This is a genomic window from Prosthecobacter sp., assembly GCF_046154365.1.
GTDB lineage: Bacteria > Verrucomicrobiota > Verrucomicrobiia > Verrucomicrobiales > Verrucomicrobiaceae > Prosthecobacter.
The window spans coordinates 62,368-77,385 of sequence record NZ_JBJXFV010000099.1; the positions used below are offsets into that span (position 1 = coordinate 62,368).

Sequence of the window (15,018 nt, forward strand, 5' to 3'; positions counted from 1 at the left end):
CAGTGCTGATGATGCCATGTACACCATGCGTCTTCGCTGATCCCCCATGGGGAACGACCGGCGTGGTGGAAGTGTCCAGCGCCATCGTGGTCGATGCCAAAGGAACCGTCACCGTGGACACTGGTGCGGCCAAGGCGCAGCCGGTGAAGATGCAGGAGGGCAAGGCCGGCAAATCCGTGCCGGCGCTGCTCGCCGGTCTCGGTGCCACGCTGCGCACCGGGCCGGAAAGTGAGGCCACCATTGTTCTGCCGGGCTCAGGCCAGGCCCGTGTCGGCCCGAACTCCGAGGTGCGGCTGCCAGTCTTGCTCGCCATCCCGCCGCCGCCTCCAACCGCACCGGCCCCTGCTGAAACAAGCATTTCCACCCGCCCGGACTTCCAGAGCCAGATGGGCAAGCAGAGCCTGGAATTGCTGAAAGGCTCTCTGTTTCTCAACATCAATCCCGCCGAGGTCAAAAAGCGTGGCGACGGCACCTTCCGCCTGAAAACACCCGCCGCACTGCTGGCTGTGAAGGGCACCGAGTTCTTCGCCTCCACGGATGGCAAAGCCGACAGCGCCGGGGTGCATGAAGGCTCCATCTATGTCTATGAACCCAACACGGACAAATTCATCGTCCTGGAGCGCGGTTCTGCTGTTGAGATCACGACTGGCGGCATCAGTCAGACACGCCGCCTCACACCCGCCGAGCGGCGCACCAGCGCCATGACAAGGGCGCTAACAACCCGGCAGCAGACCCTGGTGTCGCGCTGGGATCTTCAAACGCCGGACACCAACACCAATTTTTCCATTAACCACCCCTTTGGCACCATCCATCGTTGCAACGGCGGCACGCGTGACCTGCTGCTCGATCTCAGCTCGGTTCAGGGCACGCCCGTGGCCATCGAGCTGCTCGTCAGGGGCGGCGGTGGCGGGGTGGCACGCAACAATGTGTCAACTTACTCGCGCACGCTGGATGACGCCGTTCGGGCCTTGCCGCTGGCCTCCTCAGGTACATTGCAGGCGAGTTTGAGTTTTGCAGGCCGGGCAGAGGAACATCTGGCGGCACGGCAAACCGTCCCCCTCACCGGTTTTTTTGTCATCAGCAGTATCGATAGAAGAAGCCGTGCGATCACCGGGGGCTATTTGCAATCCATGTCGGTGGTGCATTTCCTGCTGTCACCGGAAACCGCCGCCGCCCTGCCAAAACTGGGCCGGGTGCGTCTGGAGCTCTCCGCGAACAAAGATGCCGAGGCTGAAACACGGAAGGCCATCGAGTACTGCAAATCGCAGCGCTTCGCTAGCTTGACCGAGGTCACGCAGATGTTCATGGGCCGCCGGGTGGATAACATTCCTGGCGGCATCGAAATCACCGGCGTCTCGATCCTGACGGCTGATTGAAACGTCTCGATGAACCCGCTTCACCTGCATTGATGAAACCCACCCTCATTCTCACCCTCACTTGGATCATCCTCTTGGCCTCAACCACCTCAGGTGATGCACAAACCGTGGTGCATATCTCCCAGGTGCTGCCCTTTGCCGGCAAAGGCGCCGTTTCCTCACTCGGCAAAGGTGAAACCGGCCCTCCTGTCGTTTCTTCGTCCAACACCACGACGGAAACCACCCTCGCGGCCACAGGCACTGCCACGCTGGCGCTTGCAGGCGGCAAAATCATCACCGGGGCCGATGGCGCATCATCTTTGCTGCTCGGCACCACTGGAACTGCACGCATGGGCGCAGACTCGGTGGTGCAGGTGCCTGAGGCCACGGAGAAAAATCACAGCCTGGAACTGCTCAAGGGCAAAATCTTGTTGAACATCCACAGCGATGAACTCAAACAACGTGGCAACGGCGAGTTCCGCCTGAAAACACCCGCCTCATTGCTGGCGGTGAAGGGCACGAAGTTTTTCACCGTGAGCGCCGACGGCACCGACACCATCGGCGTGCATGAAGGCAGCGTAACCGTGACAGAACCCACCAGCGGCAAGAGCGTGACCTTGGAAGCCGGCAACGCCGTGATCGCCAGCCCCGGCATCCTCAGTGAGATGCGGGCAATGACGGATGAGGAGAAAGGCTATGCGCCCGAATACGCTGCCGCTGACTTGGTGCGCACGCCCATCCCCATCGCCATCAAGAGCCCGGTGCCGAACACGAGAAAGCTGCAGATTCTTCTCTTTCAGGGCGGTAAACTCTCCGTGGTAGGAGGGGAAGGCGCTGATCGTGTGAATTACGGCACCAACCTGGACCCCGGTGCGGGCCCCTATCTCGACTGGCGTGTTCTGAAAGCCGGGCGCAACAGTGTGCCCGTTTCACCGCGTCTGTCCGCAGACGGAGTTCTGAGCTATGTGTGGACGGCACGGCAGCCCGGAGATGTTTATCAGTGCTACTTCGACTACGGCGGGCAAAGCGGCACAAACTACAGCGACCTAAGCTACAGCCGTCTCAACCGCGTCAATCCACGCCCCATGCCCAAAAGCGCCGCAGGCAGGGTCGTCGCGATCAGTTTTCGTGCCCGCAGCAAAAACCTCTCGGCGGCAGTCTTCGCTGGTATGAACGGATGGGCCGGACCGAAGGCATGGTCAGGACTCGCCCACGACGGGGAGTGGATGGACGTGCTGCTGCCGCGTGACATGCGGGCCGCGCTGGAGTTTCCCTGCTCGCACCTTTCCCTCACTGCCAGCTTCAAGAGTGGCAGCAACGCCGCCGTGACCCTGGCCCTTGAGATGGCGGACTTCACCCTCCTCACCACCCCGAACTGAGCATGATTTGACCCTTTATGAAAACGACACTCCTCACCGCATTCGTTCTCCACACAGCGCTCGTCCAGGCTCAGGACATCGGAAAAAGGCCGGCTGACACGCCACCCTCCCCCGCCATCGCACCAAACGCAGACCACAGCCTGCCCACACCGCAGGTGGACAAATTTGTGCGGAACATCGTCCTCTGCGGTCGCCAGGCCAAGACCACTCGCTGGCTGGCGCTCCCGCGATTGGAGATCACCAGTGAGTCTCCGACTCTAAAAGCCTTCGTTGAGACGAGCTTTGCCAGCATCAGCCAGGCCACCGGCCTCACGACCACGGGAGACGGCGTCGTGCATGTGTTCATAGGCTCGGGGCGCGACTTCTTGAAGCTGGAGGTCGTGCGGCGGCGGAAACTCACCATGATGGGAAAGAACGCCTGCCACTACTGGCAAAACAAGGACCAGAGCCTGAAAGAGGCGTTCGTTTTTGTGAAGGACGCGCCCGACCTCACGGAAGAATACCGGCAGCATGTGCTCTTTCATGACCTTCTTGCCAGCTTCGGCTTCATGAAAAACAGCCCTCAGTTCGCCGATTCCACCTTCGGCACCAATCAGGCCTTCGACATCCAGCTCTCCTCTCTTGACGTGAAGCTCATCTCCTTCTGCTATCGCCATGTCCCTCCCAATGCGCAGAGCAGCGATATAACCAAGCTGCTGAAGCTGCACTGGGGCAAGTGATCCTCTCAACCTTCTTTCGCGCATGAAAACCGCCTGGCATCCCATCATTCCATGGCTGGCAGTCGTCTCATTCACCTCCTGGCTGCCTGCCCAGAACGCGGCCCAGGTCTCCTAGGCACTGCCGTTTGCCACCAAGGGCAAGGTGGACCTGGTCGAAGCCGCGCCAGCCGTCAGCACCGGGCAGACGACCCAGCCTGCCGCGCCCACCGCCATCACCCGACCTACAAAAGCGTAAAACCGGAGAGTTCCGTCTCAAATCATCCGCCGCCTTACTCGCAGTTAAAGGCACGCGCTTCTTCGTCGATTGTGACAAAAAAGGCGACACCGTTGGCTTGAAAATTACCAACTGTCATCGACGCAATCATGGCACTTCAAAGGAGAGGTCTGGCGTGCCAAGAATGCAGGGCTGCCGATGATCGGTCCGCTCATCGGCAAGCAACTCCGGCAAGCGCTTGATGACATAGCCCTCAATAGCCGCCGTGAGCTTGCGCGCAGCATGCGGCCCAAAGAGCATGGCCTGGAGGCGGGCCGGGTCGCGGGACTTCGGTGGATTGATCCGATTGGCGGCCAGCGACGATAGCTGAAGCGGCGTCCCTATTTCAACCGCGAGGCGATCTTCCGCTCCAGGCCTTGAAAGCGCGGGAAAAATGCGCGGCGGACTTGTAGCCGAGTTCGGTGGCCACGTTTTTCACCAAAGCATCCGGTTGGCGCAGTTTGATCGCTGCCTGGGACAGTTTCAGCCGCGTGAGGCAGGCGAGGGGCGTTTCGGTGTCGTAGCGCTGAAACAGGCGCGTGAAATACGCCGCCGAGACGTGGCAGGTCTTTGCCGCCTGCTCGATGCTGCTCAAAACCGGGTAATTGCGCAGCAAATGACCGCGGCAGCGCAGATACGTCGCATACGCGGGGTCGATTTTCGTCGTCGCTGGCTGGCGACTGTCCGCACAGAGCACCAAGGCATGCTCCAACGCCGCGCAGGCCGCCCGCAGGCCATATCGCCCGCCACGGAGCGCATGATCGATCACTTCCTCCAACAGCGTGATCACACGCGATGCATCCATCACGCGCAAAACACTGCCGGGAGAGAGGTCAAGATCTCTCATCAATCGCGCGGCTCGTTCGCCGGTGAAGTTGAAGAAATACTTCACCATCGGCTCCTCCGCCGAGCTACGAATGACCTGCGGCGTGCTGGAATCGAACACAAAGGCATGCCCGGCTTCGATCTCATGCTTCTGATCTGCCAGCGTGACACTGCCTTGACCGCGGGAGACAAACTCGAATGCAAGGTAAGGAAAATGTTGCCGGTCCACGACGAAATCCGGCGCGCACCACTCGCAGCCGCCGCCAACGAGGCAGAGCGTCGCCGCATCGTGCTGACGCTCCTCCCAATCAGGCAGGAAAAAGCGGCGTGTGCGCACGACTTGCGTGGAAAAGTAGTCGGCCTGATCGGTGGCGGGCATGGCTGGAGCATGTCAGGGCCGTCAAGAATCGTCAAGCGAGTGCCAAGGATGATCAGAACGGCTGGTTTGCGTATGTCGGGGGCCTTCGTTGGTTCATGCCATGTCCCAACCTCTCTCCGGCATCATCCCACCGCTCGTCACTCCTTTGCGTGATCGTGACACGCTCGACATCGCCGGTTTGGAGCGCTTGATCGAGCATCTCATCAGCGGCGGCGTGTCCGGCCTCTTTATCCTCGGCACCACGGGTGAGGGTCCGAGCCTCAGCTATCGGCTGCGGCGCGAATTGATCGAAAAGACCTGCCAGCTCACGAAAAACCGTGTGCCGGTGCTCGTCGGCATCACGGACACATCGTTCACGGAGAGTGTGAACCTCGCCAAACACTCTGCTGATGCTGGAGCGACGCATGTGGTCACCGCACCACCCTATTACTTCCCCGCCGCACCGCCGGAGTTGCAGGAATACATCCAGGATCTCGTCACCGAGATGCCGCTGCCGATGTTTCTCTACAACATGCCCGGCCTCACAAAGGTGAGTTTCGAGATCGACCTCGTGCGTCGTGCGCTCGACATGCCCGGCATCTGCGGCGTCAAGGACAGCTCGTGCGATATGATCTACTTCCATCGTCTGATCGAAGTCGCGAAGCAACGCGCCGACTGGAGCGTGCTCGTTGGCCCCGAGGAACTCACCGCCGAGGCCGTGTTGCTCGGCGGCCACGGCGGCATCAATGGCGGTGCCAATTTGCATCCGAAACTCTACGTCGAGATGTATCAGGCCGCCGCCGCGCAGAACCTGCAACGCACGCGTGAGCTTCACGCACAGGTCATGCAGCTCGCTGGAGCCATCTACACCGTCGGTAAGCACAAGAGCGCCATCATCAAAGGCATCAAGTGCGCCCTCAGCCTCCTCGGCATCTGTGAAGACCACATGGCCGAACCGTTTCATCGCTTCCGCGATGCAGAACGCCAAATCATTCGTGAAAGACTCGTGAACCTCGGTTTGATCTCCTGAACCCGCTCCAACATGAAGCTCTCTTTTCTCCTCATCATCCTTTTGTTCACCAGCATCCCAATCCTCCAAGCGCAGATTGCAGGTGGCTTCAGCCAGGCAGCCACCGCCGATGCTGAGGTGCTCAAGGCAGCTCAATTCGCGGTCAAAGCCCACGACGCAAAACTCACACTGCAATACGTCACCGCCGCCGAGCAGCAGGTTGTCGCGGGCATCAACTTCAAGCTCAAACTGACCACATCCGATGGTCGCAAAGCCGATGCCGTCGTCTGGCGCAAGCTCGATGGCAGCCACGAACTCACCTCCTGGCAATGGATCGCCGCCGATCCCGCCATTCTGACCAGCGAGTACATCTACGACACCGGCCCTTACCCACAGATCCACGCCACCACCATTGTCGAGACGCCCACGGGTCTTGTCACCGCATGGTTTGGCGGCACAGCGGAAAAGAATCCCGACGTGTGCATCTGGGTTTCGCGTCAGCTTCCCGATGGCAAGTGGACCGAGAGCGTCGAGACGGCCAATGGTGTGCAACCAGACGGCTCTCGGCATCCGACATGGAACCCGGTGCTGTTTCAGCCGAAGGACGCACCACTGATGCTCTTCTACAAAGTCGGTCCTTCGCCGAGCACGTGGTGGGGTGAGCTCAAAACGAGCACCGATGGCGGCAAGACCTGGTCTGCGGCTCAAAAGCTGCCCAAAGGCATCTTCGGCCCGATCAAGAACAAGCCCGTGCAATTCGCGAATGGAGACATCCTCTGCCCCACGAGCAACGAGACCGACACCAAGCCCAGCGCCTGGGCCATCTACTTCGAACGCACCGTTGATCTCGGCAAAACATGGACGCGCACCGAACTGCTGCACGACGGTTTGAAGATCGGCGCCATCCAGCCGAGCATTCTTTTCCTCAGTGCCGACAAACTCGAGGCCGTGGGCCGCACGAAGCAGGGAAAAGTCTTCCAAATCACCTCCGAAGACGTTGGCAGGAACTGGGGCGAGATTTCACTCACTCAACTGCCGAATCCGAACTCCGGCACCGACGCCGTCACGCTCGCCGACGGCCGTCATCTGCTCATCTACAACCACACCGCCAAAGGCCGCAGCCCGTTGAACCTCGCCGTGAGCAAAGACGGCAATACTTGGGAAGCCGCGCTAGTCTTTGAAGACGAGCCGAAGCGCGAGTTCAGCTATCCCGCGATCATCCAGACGAAGGACGGCCTCGTCCACATCACCTACACTTGGAAGCGCCAGAAGGTGAAGCACGTCGTCATCGATCCCGCGAAGCTGACGACGAAGCCTATGGTGGACGGCCAGTGGCCGCAGTAGCTTCGAGTGGCACTCGAAGCCGAACCTCCCCAACCCTTCGATTGCCAATCGAAGCTACGTCATGAAACCCATCGCCTGCGCTCTCCTCGCCCTTCTCCTCCCGCTGTCAGCGGCTGAAACCACCATGAACCACGCAACCACCCTGGACAGCTACGTCGAAAAGCTCAACACGCACTCGTGGGATCAGATCGCCCCGTATGTCACAGAAGATGTCGTGTTCATTTTTACGGAGGACACGTTTGTCGGCAAAGCGGCGGCCAAGGCGTCTTTTGAAAAGACCTTTAAGCTGATCCAAAACGAAGTGTTCAGCCTTCACAATATCTCTTGGACAGCGGTCACGGAGAGCATGGCCTCCTGCCGCTACGAGTTCAGGTGGAAAGGCATGATTGAAGGCCAGGAAGCCTCCGGGGGTGGCCGTGGCACATCCATTTTGCGTAGGGTCGATGGTCGCTGGCTCATCGCTCACGAGCATCTGGGGCCTTATCCTCGCAAATCGTGAAGCCCATTTTTCCACTTTCGCTGTCGCTGTTCACTGCGGCCTCGTTCGCCGTCGCTCAAGACACCGCACGTCTCGACACGGGCGATCCCGCCGCGCGACCCGCTACCGCGCCGACGCTGAAGCCTGCCACGCAGGAAAACGTCATCGTTTACAAGGAGGCCGGTCGCCACGGCGACTGGCCGGCGAATCACGGCAAGGTGATGACGATCTACTATTACAACGGCCCCGAACAAGACGACCGCGCCATCGAAGGCACGCTGTGGACGCCATGATGGAATCGGCACCAGCGCAGAGTTGTATCTTTTGCCACCGGCCCTCTCTTGATCGCTCAGTTATCACCGACCGGCTCTGCTGATGGCTCAAATCAACTCCGGTCACACGACACCCCTCACCACCATTTCATTCATGCACTTAAACTCCTCACTTCGTCGCTCATTCCTCGCAGCGTTCATCGGCTTCACCACACATGCATCCGCTGATGACTGGGGCTACTACTCGATCATTCCTGTGAGCGCGCCTGCGATGGTCTTGGAGGCACCCGAGGGTGCGCCGGTGACGATTGGCAAGCCGATGGGCGCGGCGAATCAGAAGTGGATCATTCAGCCGAAGGGCGACGAGACGTTTTGGATCATGCCATCATCGAGTCCGACGCTCGCACTCACGGTGGCTGAAGGCGGCACGAAGAATGGCACGTCGCTCGTGATGGAAAAAGACAACGGGCAGCCGTGGCAACTGTGGTCGATGAAGAAGCAGGACAACGGCAGCTACACGATCTCGCCGAAGCATGCGCCGGACAAAGGCATCGATGACAATGGAGGCAAAGCAGAGCCAGGATCGAAGATCGATCTGTGGCAAAACTCCGGGAAGGATCAGCACTTGCAGTGGTTCATCAAACCCCTCGCAGGCAGCGGTGTGGCCACGCAAACCGAAGAAACGCAGCCGACCTACGAAGCGCCGGCGATCAAGCCGGAGGACATCAAGGAAGGCACGATCAAACAGTTCAGCTTCACGCAGAGCAAGGTCTTCCCCGGCACCGTGCGCGATGTGACCGTCTTCATCCCGGCGCAATACGACGCCAGCAAGCCTGCGTGCGTGTATGTGAAGACCGACGGCTACAATCCACGCGAGAAAGCACTGCTGGAGACGATGATCGCCACGAAAGAAATCCCGGTGACGGTTGGCGTCTTCGTGAAGCCCGGTACGCTACCTGCGCCGATGAAAGGTGCCACCGACCGCCGCAACCGCTGCTTTGAATACGACGGCATCACGGACAACAACGTGCGCTTCTTCGATGAGGAACTGCTGCCGTTCATCGTGAAGGAGCATCAACTCAATCTCAGCGCCGACGGCAATGATCGCTGCATCTCTGGCGGCAGCAGCGGCGGCATCGCGGCCTTCACCGCCGCATGGCATCGGCCCGAGGCCTTCAGTCGCGTCTATGCCGCGAGCGGAAGCTGGGTGGCGTTTCGCGGCGGGCATGAGTTTCCCACGATGGTGCGCAAATTCGAGGCGAAGCCGATCCGCGCTTATTTCACCACGGCCACACACGACATGGAGAACGCGGCAGGTGATTGGTATCTGCTGGATCAGGAAATGGACAAGGCGATGAAGTTCTCCGGCTACGATTACCAGTTCCGCATCATCGACGGTCGCCATGTCGCGGGTTATGGCGAGAACTGGCAGGAGGCGATGGCCTTCCTCTGGAAGGGCTGGCCGGAACGCGTGAAAGCCGGTCCCAGCGCCCCGCGTGCGCAGGAAATCATCATTCCCGGCGAGGATTGGAAACTCGCCGCCGAGGGCTTCAAGAGCACTCGTGGCCCTTCGACGAATGCCGCAGGCGAGGTGTTCTTCGCTGACACCTCAAACAATAAAATTCACCGCATTGATCTCGATGGCAACGTGAAGGAGTTCGCTGCGGACACCGGCAACGCCCATTGCGTCAGCGTCGGTGCAGATGGCAAAGTTTACACCGTCTCCGAGAAGTCGGGCAAGATCATGAGCTACGACGCCAACGGCAAAGGCAGCGTGGTGCTCGATGGTCTGACAGGCCATTCCATTCTCGCGATGCCCAATGGCAACCTCTACGTCACCGACAACGATGATAAGAAGCCGAACAACGGCGGCAGCGTGTGGCTCATCAAGGACGGGCAGAAGAAGCAGGTCGATACCGGCATCAAGTTCGCCACCGGCATGGCCTTCCGACCCGATCAATGGCTGCTCTCCGTCGCCGAAGGGCACTCCAAGTGGGTTTACAGCTACCAGATCAACGAAGACGGCACGCTCACGAACAAGGAGCGCTTCTTCCACCTCCACGTCGCCGATTGGGAGGACGATGCAGGCCCAGAATGCGTCTGCTACTCGCTCGAAGGCCGCCAGTTCATCGCCACCAAGAGCGGAGTGCAGATCAGCGCCGACGACGGCCCCACGCAGGTCATCCTGCCCGTGCCAGATCGCAGCCGCGTCACCGCCGTGGCCATCGGCGGGAAAGACAAGGACACGCTCTACGCCTTCTGCGGCAACAAGATCTGGCAACGCAAGATCATGCAGCACGCGATGGGTGCGTGGAGTCCAACGACGAAGGTGGTGCCGAATAAACTGTAGCTTCGATTGGCGTTCGAAGCCTATGGGGGGAGAGTGATTCGATTCACAATCGAATCTGCCAAGCTCACCCCTCCCACCCGCGCCAGAGCCACTCAAGCGTGTCAGCCAGAGATTGCTCAAAGACGCGTTTGTCACAGTGGCCGGTGGCTTTGCTGAAGACATAGCGGTGGTGGTAGCCTTTTTGATCAAGCGCGATGTTCGTGCGCATGCCGGCCATGACCCAGTTGTGGTAGGTTTCTTCGGGATCGTTGGCGCGGTTATCGTTTTCGGAGACGTGGGTGAAGATGCGCAGCGGCTTCAGCTCGCTCGTTTCGATCAATTTCATACCGGAGTGATACTCCCAAGCGCCGAGCGGAAACTTGGACTCCTCGGGCGCGTCGTCGTCCTGCTGGTCCACGAAGGTGCCGGAGTAGGCGATGATGCGGCGGAACCAATCGGGCCGGAACCAGCCCATCGTCAGCGCCGCAGCCCCGCCGGAGCTGCAACCCATCACCGCACGGCCCCACGGGTTCTCCGTGAGCGCGAACTTCGGATACGCAGCGCGGATCTCGGCATTCGCGAGCACGGCAGGCAGCACCTCGTCATGAATGAATCGCGCAAGGCGATCCGACATCGTGTCATACTCTAGGCCACGCTCACTGTTCTTGCCATCGTTGCCGCCATTCTGCACAGCGATGCAGACAAAGGCGGGCAGTTTGCGCTTCGCGTCCTTTGAGATCGTGAGATTGTCGAGCGCGTTGCTGATGAGCTTCAACTGGCCCGGTCCATCGTGAATGACGAGCAGCGGAGCCTTCGCGCCGTCCTGGTAAGCTGCGGGCACATACACCGTGACCTTCCGCTCTGTGTTCACCTTCTTCTTGTCCGGCTCCAGCGTCTTGTCCTTGCCGTCGAAGACCTTGCTGTCGGCCAGCTTCATCGAAAACGTGAACGTCTTGCCCTTGGCGTTGCCTTTGTCGGTCAAATCCGGGTCGATCTGATATTCCGGCCCAATGTTGAACGCCCCATCGCCCTCCTTGCCTGGATTCTCGGTGTAGGTTTCGGCAGCGTGAAGCGGCGTGAGACAGACGAAGCTGATGACGGTGAGGAGAAGTGGTTTCATGTGGGATGGGCAGCAGAAGAAACGCATCGGCCAGCCTTCTATTTCGGCCACGCTTGTTGACACGCATCGCGAAGTCCGTGCAATGCCAGCATGCACCGATTTATCCTCGCCTGTCTATTCGCTTTCACCGCTGCTGCTCACGCCGAGCAAATCATCCTCCTGAAACTCGATGACGTTATCGCGCGACGCGTCGGCACGAAGCCGGTATCGGATCGGTGGCAGAAGGTGCATGATTATCTCATCGCGCAGGGCATCAAAGGCTCCTTCGGTGTCATCACCGAATCGCTGGAGAAGGACAACGCGATGTATTTCCAGTGGTTGAAGGACGTGCAGTCGGCCGGACGCATCGAACTCTGGATGCACGGCTACAAGATGCGCGGTGCGAGCGACACCGGTGAGTTCGAAAACGGCACCGCAGCCGAACAACGCGCGATTTTGGCCAAGGGTGAGAAGCTCGCGAAGGAGAAGCTCGGCTTCGATCTCCCAGCCTTCGGCCCGCACTGGAGCGGCACCACGGATGCGACCGATGAAGCGATGGAAGGCGTGCCCGAGGTCAAAATCTGGCTCTACGGCCCCGCGAAGCCGAAATTCTTCACGCGCCTGAGCATCCCACGCGTCATGGCGCTCGAAAATCCGACTTTCGTGCCCGACGCGGACAAATTCATCGCCTTCTACGAGAAGCACGCCGCGCAAAAAGACGTGCTCGTGCTCCAAGGCCATCCCGAGCAGTGGACTGACGAACGCTGGACCGGCTTCACGAAGATCATCGACTTCCTGAAGTCGAAGAACGTCGTCTTCATGACGCCGAGCGAGTATCTGGCCGTAGCTTCGAGTGGCACTCGAAGTCCGAAAGCGAATTGATGCACGAAGAGCATGTCGCTGCCTTTTGGCGGAGTGTCTCGATTCCCAATGGAAGTCGGCGGTTGCGTTTATGAGCAGCGACAGCATTTTAACCTCATGAATGCTTCAGTGAATCTAGAACTGCCTGCCGATCTACTTAGCAGCGCCCGCATGACCTTGGAGGAACTGCGGCTCGAACTTGCAGTGCATCTTTTTGAGCAAAAGCGGCTTTCTCTCGGAAAAGCAGCTCAACTCGCAGGCCTGGCGAAGTGGGACTTCGTCCCGGTGCTCGGCGCACGGGAGATCTCGGTTTTTGGCGATGCAGAACAAGCACTGGCTGATGAGGCGATGCTGGCCGTCATGTCGAAGTGAGCATGATCATCGTCGCCGATTCATCACCCTTGATCGCTTTGATGCGAGTGGGCAGACTCGAATTGCTGCGTGAGCTGTATGGCACGATCATCATGCCCGACGCAGTCTGGAATGAATTGGTAGTTGCGGGTGCGCAGCGTCCAGGGGCGGATTTGGTGACGCAGTGCGGCTGGATCGTGCGCAAGCCTGTGGGCAATCGTGCGATGGTGGATGCCATGAGCGAGCTGCTGGATCCCGGTGAGCGCGAAGCCATCGTGCTCGCGCAAGAAATCGATGCCGATGCTTTACTGATGGATGAATCCATCGGCAGGGCTGCCGCGATGCACTTGGGACTTAAAGTTACAGGACTGATCGGCGTGTTGCTCCGTGCGAAGAACATCGGCCTTTTGCCCGATGCCGTGGAGCTGGCGCAGGAAATGCGCAACCAGGGCTGGTGGGTTGCCGATAAGCTTTTGGAAATGCTCCGGTGAACGGACTTAGCTCGTGTGTCACTCGAAGCCGCGAGACGAATTGAAGCGACTAAAAGCGATGCGATGAGTTGAAGCTCTCGCTGCTGCCATGAAGTCACTCTTGCTCTCTTTTCTCACCTGTTTCGCCGTCACGGCGGTTTTTGCGTATGACCCGCTGAAGTTGCCTGAAGCCGTTTTGACGACTCCGCTCGACCTCACCGTGCAGGATGCGAAACGCGACCGCGCTTTGCCGATCCGCGTGTATCTGCCCGCGACGACCCAAGCCGCGCCGGTGGTGCTTTTCAGCCATGGACTCGGTGGTTCATGCCAAAACAACCCCTATCTCGGCAAACACTGGTCCGCACGCGGCTACGCAGTCGTCTTTGTGCAGCATCCGGGCAGTGATGAATCGGTGTGGAAAGGCCAGGGGCCGGCCCGCATCCCGATGGCGATGAAGCAGGCGGCCAACGTGCAAAACTTCATCCTGCGTGCCGCGGACATCCCAGCGGTGCTCGACCAACTCACGCGCTGGAATGCGGACGAGGCGCATTCCTTGCGCGGCAAACTCGATCTCGCGCGCGTGGGCATGTCCGGGCATTCGTTCGGCGCGGTGACGACGCAGGCCGTCAGCGGGCAAACCATGCCCATCGGCAGCAGCCTCACTGATCCGCGTATCAAAGCCGCCGTGATGATGAGTCCCAGCGTGCCCGCCGCAGGCAACACGGAGCGTGCGTTTGGCAGCGTGACGATGCCGTGGCTGCTCATGACCGGCACGAAGGATGTGGCCCGCATCGGTGCGATGACCATCGGTGGCGATCTCGATTCGCGTCTCGGCGTCTATCCCGCACTGCCACCCGGCGATAAATACGAACTCGTCCTCCACTCCGCCGAGCACGGTGCCTTCGGCGAACGTTCCCTCCCCGGCGAAGGCAATCAGCGAAACCCGAACCATCATCGCGTCATCCTCGCGCTCAGCACCGCGTTTTGGGATGCTTTCCTGAAAGGCGATGCCGAGGCCAAAGCCTGGCTGAATGGCGAAGGCCCACACTCGGTGATGGAGAAAGACGACAAGTGGCAGCGGAAGTAGGCCGCACTTGAAGCGGTTTGACGATTTGGGCACCATGACTCAAAATGTCCCCATGAATCAGACACTCACCATTCGCGTGCCGGAGACCTTGCTAGGTAAAGCGGAAGCCTGCGCCGCTCGACTGGGACTTCGCCGCACGGCATATGTGCGCCGCTTGATTGAGCGTGATGTCGCTCGTGCGGCTCCCGCACCGAAAAGCAAATTCGCCTCGGAAGACCTTATCGGCATCCATGAAGGGAATGGCAAAGCTGCCACCAATGCCACCGTGCGCACGATGATGCAGCGCAAACGTCGTTAGCCTCATGAAGCGCATTGCTGACACTGGGCTGATCGTGGCACTGCTGACACGCAATGATCCGTATCATCAATGGGCAGTTGCTGAGTTCCGTCGGCACGCACCTTTTCATGTCTGTGATGCTGTGCTCGCCGAGGCGGGCAGTTTCTTCTCCACCCCATCGCTGGTTCTGCGTCTGGTGGACCGGGGCGATCTGATCATCGATCCCGAGTTCGTGCTCGCGGACGAACTGCCTGCCGTTTTGGCCCTCTCGTTGAAGTATGAAGACCGCCCCATGGACTTGGCCGATGCCTGCCTAGTGCGAATGTCGGAACTCTGCCAGCGCTGCAAAGTCTGGACCGTTGACCGGGCGGACTTCTCCACCTATCGCCGCCACGGCAAACAGATCGTGCCCTGCGAGTTCCCGCCTGAGAGCCTGTCCGTTAAAACTTGAGAGCCACCATAACGGTGCGAAGGCTGATGGATGGAACGCCACTATCCCAGCGATGTGAGTGATGCCGAATGGGCCTTGCTCGAACCCTTCATTATTGACCC

General features: G+C 59.7%; 17 protein-coding genes. 14 read left to right on the top strand and 3 right to left on the bottom strand.

The window, feature by feature from the left end; all coding sequences use genetic code 11:
* The first annotated feature begins 71 nt into the window (after positions 1-71).
* The 3 genes from ACKVY0_RS12810 to ACKVY0_RS12820 are packed head-to-tail and all read left to right on the top strand — an operon-like array spanning position 72 to position 3,453.
* On the top strand, positions 72-1,376 hold the full coding sequence (locus ACKVY0_RS12810; protein ID WP_409215216.1) for a FecR domain-containing protein: 1,305 nt from the start codon (positions 72-74) through the stop codon (positions 1,374-1,376).
* A gap of 32 nt (positions 1,377-1,408) precedes the next feature.
* Positions 1,409-2,734 carry a FecR domain-containing protein gene (locus ACKVY0_RS12815; RefSeq protein WP_409215217.1) on the top strand — a complete coding sequence of 442 codons (1,326 nt, stop codon included), beginning with the start codon at positions 1,409-1,411 and terminating at the stop codon, positions 2,732-2,734.
* Positions 2,735-2,751: 17 nt separating this feature from the next.
* A complete protein-coding gene (locus ACKVY0_RS12820; protein WP_409215218.1) occupies positions 2,752-3,453 on the top strand; it encodes a hypothetical protein in 702 nt (233 codons plus the stop codon).
* A gap of 361 nt (positions 3,454-3,814) precedes the next feature.
* Here the strand turns inward: ACKVY0_RS12820 and ACKVY0_RS12825 are convergent, their stop codons facing one another.
* The gene (locus ACKVY0_RS12825; RefSeq protein WP_409215219.1) at positions 3,815-3,967 is read right to left on the bottom strand and encodes a hypothetical protein; all 153 of its coding nucleotides are present in this window, start codon (positions 3,965-3,967) and stop codon (positions 3,815-3,817) included.
* Between the two features lie 85 nt (positions 3,968-4,052).
* Positions 4,053-4,910 carry an AraC family transcriptional regulator gene (locus ACKVY0_RS12830; RefSeq protein ID WP_409215220.1) on the bottom strand — a complete coding sequence of 286 codons (858 nt, stop codon included), beginning with the start codon at positions 4,908-4,910 and terminating at the stop codon, positions 4,053-4,055.
* 88 nt (positions 4,911-4,998) lie between these two features.
* On the opposite strand from ACKVY0_RS12830, the gene ACKVY0_RS12835 reads away from it, so the two are divergent.
* The 5 genes from ACKVY0_RS12835 to ACKVY0_RS12855 all read left to right on the top strand — a co-directional run bounded on the left by ACKVY0_RS12835 (position 4,999) and on the right by ACKVY0_RS12855 (position 10,342).
* The gene (locus tag ACKVY0_RS12835; RefSeq protein WP_409215221.1) at positions 4,999-5,919 is read left to right on the top strand and encodes a dihydrodipicolinate synthase family protein; all 921 of its coding nucleotides are present in this window, start codon (positions 4,999-5,001) and stop codon (positions 5,917-5,919) included.
* A gap of 12 nt (positions 5,920-5,931) precedes the next feature.
* The gene (locus ACKVY0_RS12840; RefSeq protein WP_409215222.1) at positions 5,932-7,242 is read left to right on the top strand and encodes an exo-alpha-sialidase; all 1,311 of its coding nucleotides are present in this window, start codon (positions 5,932-5,934) and stop codon (positions 7,240-7,242) included.
* A 61-nt stretch (positions 7,243-7,303) separates the two neighbouring features.
* On the top strand, positions 7,304-7,741 hold the full coding sequence (locus ACKVY0_RS12845; RefSeq protein ID WP_409215223.1) for a YybH family protein: 438 nt from the start codon (positions 7,304-7,306) through the stop codon (positions 7,739-7,741).
* Positions 7,738-8,013, top strand: coding sequence for a hypothetical protein (locus ACKVY0_RS12850; protein ID WP_409215224.1), 276 nt, complete (start codon positions 7,738-7,740; stop codon positions 8,011-8,013). Before ACKVY0_RS12845 ends, ACKVY0_RS12850 begins: the two co-directional genes overlap by 4 nt.
* A 133-nt stretch (positions 8,014-8,146) precedes the next feature.
* A complete protein-coding gene (locus ACKVY0_RS12855) occupies positions 8,147-10,342 on the top strand; it encodes an RICIN domain-containing protein (protein WP_409215225.1) in 2,196 nt (731 codons plus the stop codon).
* Between the two features lie 64 nt (positions 10,343-10,406).
* Here ACKVY0_RS12855 and ACKVY0_RS12860 read toward each other — a convergent pair whose 3' ends face one another.
* On the bottom strand, positions 10,407-11,441 hold the full coding sequence (locus tag ACKVY0_RS12860; RefSeq protein ID WP_409215226.1) for an alpha/beta hydrolase: 1,035 nt from the start codon (positions 11,439-11,441) through the stop codon (positions 10,407-10,409).
* 90 nt (positions 11,442-11,531) lie between these two features.
* On the opposite strand from ACKVY0_RS12860, the gene ACKVY0_RS12865 reads away from it, so the two are divergent.
* The 6 genes from ACKVY0_RS12865 to ACKVY0_RS12890 all read left to right on the top strand — a co-directional run bounded on the left by ACKVY0_RS12865 (position 11,532) and on the right by ACKVY0_RS12890 (position 14,917).
* Positions 11,532-12,302, top strand: a complete 771-nt coding sequence (locus ACKVY0_RS12865; RefSeq protein ID WP_409215227.1) for a DUF2334 domain-containing protein — start codon at positions 11,532-11,534, stop codon at positions 12,300-12,302.
* Positions 12,303-12,398: 96 nt separating this feature from the next.
* On the top strand, positions 12,399-12,653 hold the full coding sequence (locus tag ACKVY0_RS12870; RefSeq protein WP_409215228.1) for a UPF0175 family protein: 255 nt from the start codon (positions 12,399-12,401) through the stop codon (positions 12,651-12,653).
* Between the two features lie 2 nt (positions 12,654-12,655).
* The gene (locus ACKVY0_RS12875; RefSeq protein WP_409215229.1) at positions 12,656-13,123 is read left to right on the top strand and encodes a DUF3368 domain-containing protein; all 468 of its coding nucleotides are present in this window, start codon (positions 12,656-12,658) and stop codon (positions 13,121-13,123) included.
* A gap of 88 nt (positions 13,124-13,211) precedes the next feature.
* Positions 13,212-14,189, top strand: a complete 978-nt coding sequence (locus ACKVY0_RS12880; protein WP_409215230.1) for an alpha/beta hydrolase family protein — start codon at positions 13,212-13,214, stop codon at positions 14,187-14,189.
* Positions 14,190-14,241: 52 nt separating this feature from the next.
* The gene (locus ACKVY0_RS12885) at positions 14,242-14,487 is read left to right on the top strand and encodes a hypothetical protein (protein WP_409215231.1); all 246 of its coding nucleotides are present in this window, start codon (positions 14,242-14,244) and stop codon (positions 14,485-14,487) included.
* A 4-nt stretch (positions 14,488-14,491) separates the two neighbouring features.
* Positions 14,492-14,917, top strand: a complete 426-nt coding sequence (locus ACKVY0_RS12890) for a type II toxin-antitoxin system VapC family toxin (RefSeq protein WP_409215232.1) — start codon at positions 14,492-14,494, stop codon at positions 14,915-14,917.
* The last annotated feature ends 101 nt before the right edge of the window (positions 14,918-15,018 follow it).

What these genes read in the sequence shown, in the direction of transcription:
- ACKVY0_RS12865 (WP_409215227.1), top strand. Translation starts at nt 11,532, where the DNA reads ATGCACCGATTTATCCTCGCCTGTCTATTCGCTTTCACCGCTGCTGCT.
- ACKVY0_RS12855 (WP_409215225.1), top strand. Translation starts at nt 8,147, where the DNA reads ATGCACTTAAACTCCTCACTTCGTCGCTCATTCCTCGCAGCGTTCATC.
- ACKVY0_RS12845 (WP_409215223.1), top strand. Translation starts at nt 7,304, where the DNA reads ATGAAACCCATCGCCTGCGCTCTCCTCGCCCTTCTCCTCCCGCTGTCA.
- ACKVY0_RS12890 (WP_409215232.1), top strand. Translation starts at nt 14,492, where the DNA reads ATGAAGCGCATTGCTGACACTGGGCTGATCGTGGCACTGCTGACACGC.
- ACKVY0_RS12815 (WP_409215217.1), top strand. Translation starts at nt 1,409, where the DNA reads ATGAAACCCACCCTCATTCTCACCCTCACTTGGATCATCCTCTTGGCC.
- ACKVY0_RS12860 (WP_409215226.1), bottom strand. Translation starts at nt 11,441, where the DNA reads ATGAAACCACTTCTCCTCACCGTCATCAGCTTCGTCTGTCTCACGCCG.
- ACKVY0_RS12880 (WP_409215230.1), top strand. Translation starts at nt 13,212, where the DNA reads ATGAAGTCACTCTTGCTCTCTTTTCTCACCTGTTTCGCCGTCACGGCG.
- ACKVY0_RS12885 (WP_409215231.1), top strand. Translation starts at nt 14,242, where the DNA reads ATGAATCAGACACTCACCATTCGCGTGCCGGAGACCTTGCTAGGTAAA.
- ACKVY0_RS12840 (WP_409215222.1), top strand. Translation starts at nt 5,932, where the DNA reads ATGAAGCTCTCTTTTCTCCTCATCATCCTTTTGTTCACCAGCATCCCA.
- ACKVY0_RS12825 (WP_409215219.1), bottom strand. Translation starts at nt 3,967, where the DNA reads ATGCTCTTTGGGCCGCATGCTGCGCGCAAGCTCACGGCGGCTATTGAG.
- ACKVY0_RS12820 (WP_409215218.1), top strand. Translation starts at nt 2,752, where the DNA reads ATGAAAACGACACTCCTCACCGCATTCGTTCTCCACACAGCGCTCGTC.
- ACKVY0_RS12870 (WP_409215228.1), top strand. Translation starts at nt 12,399, where the DNA reads ATGAATGCTTCAGTGAATCTAGAACTGCCTGCCGATCTACTTAGCAGC.
- ACKVY0_RS12875 (WP_409215229.1), top strand. Translation starts at nt 12,656, where the DNA reads ATGATCATCGTCGCCGATTCATCACCCTTGATCGCTTTGATGCGAGTG.
- ACKVY0_RS12830 (WP_409215220.1), bottom strand. Translation starts at nt 4,910, where the DNA reads ATGCCCGCCACCGATCAGGCCGACTACTTTTCCACGCAAGTCGTGCGC.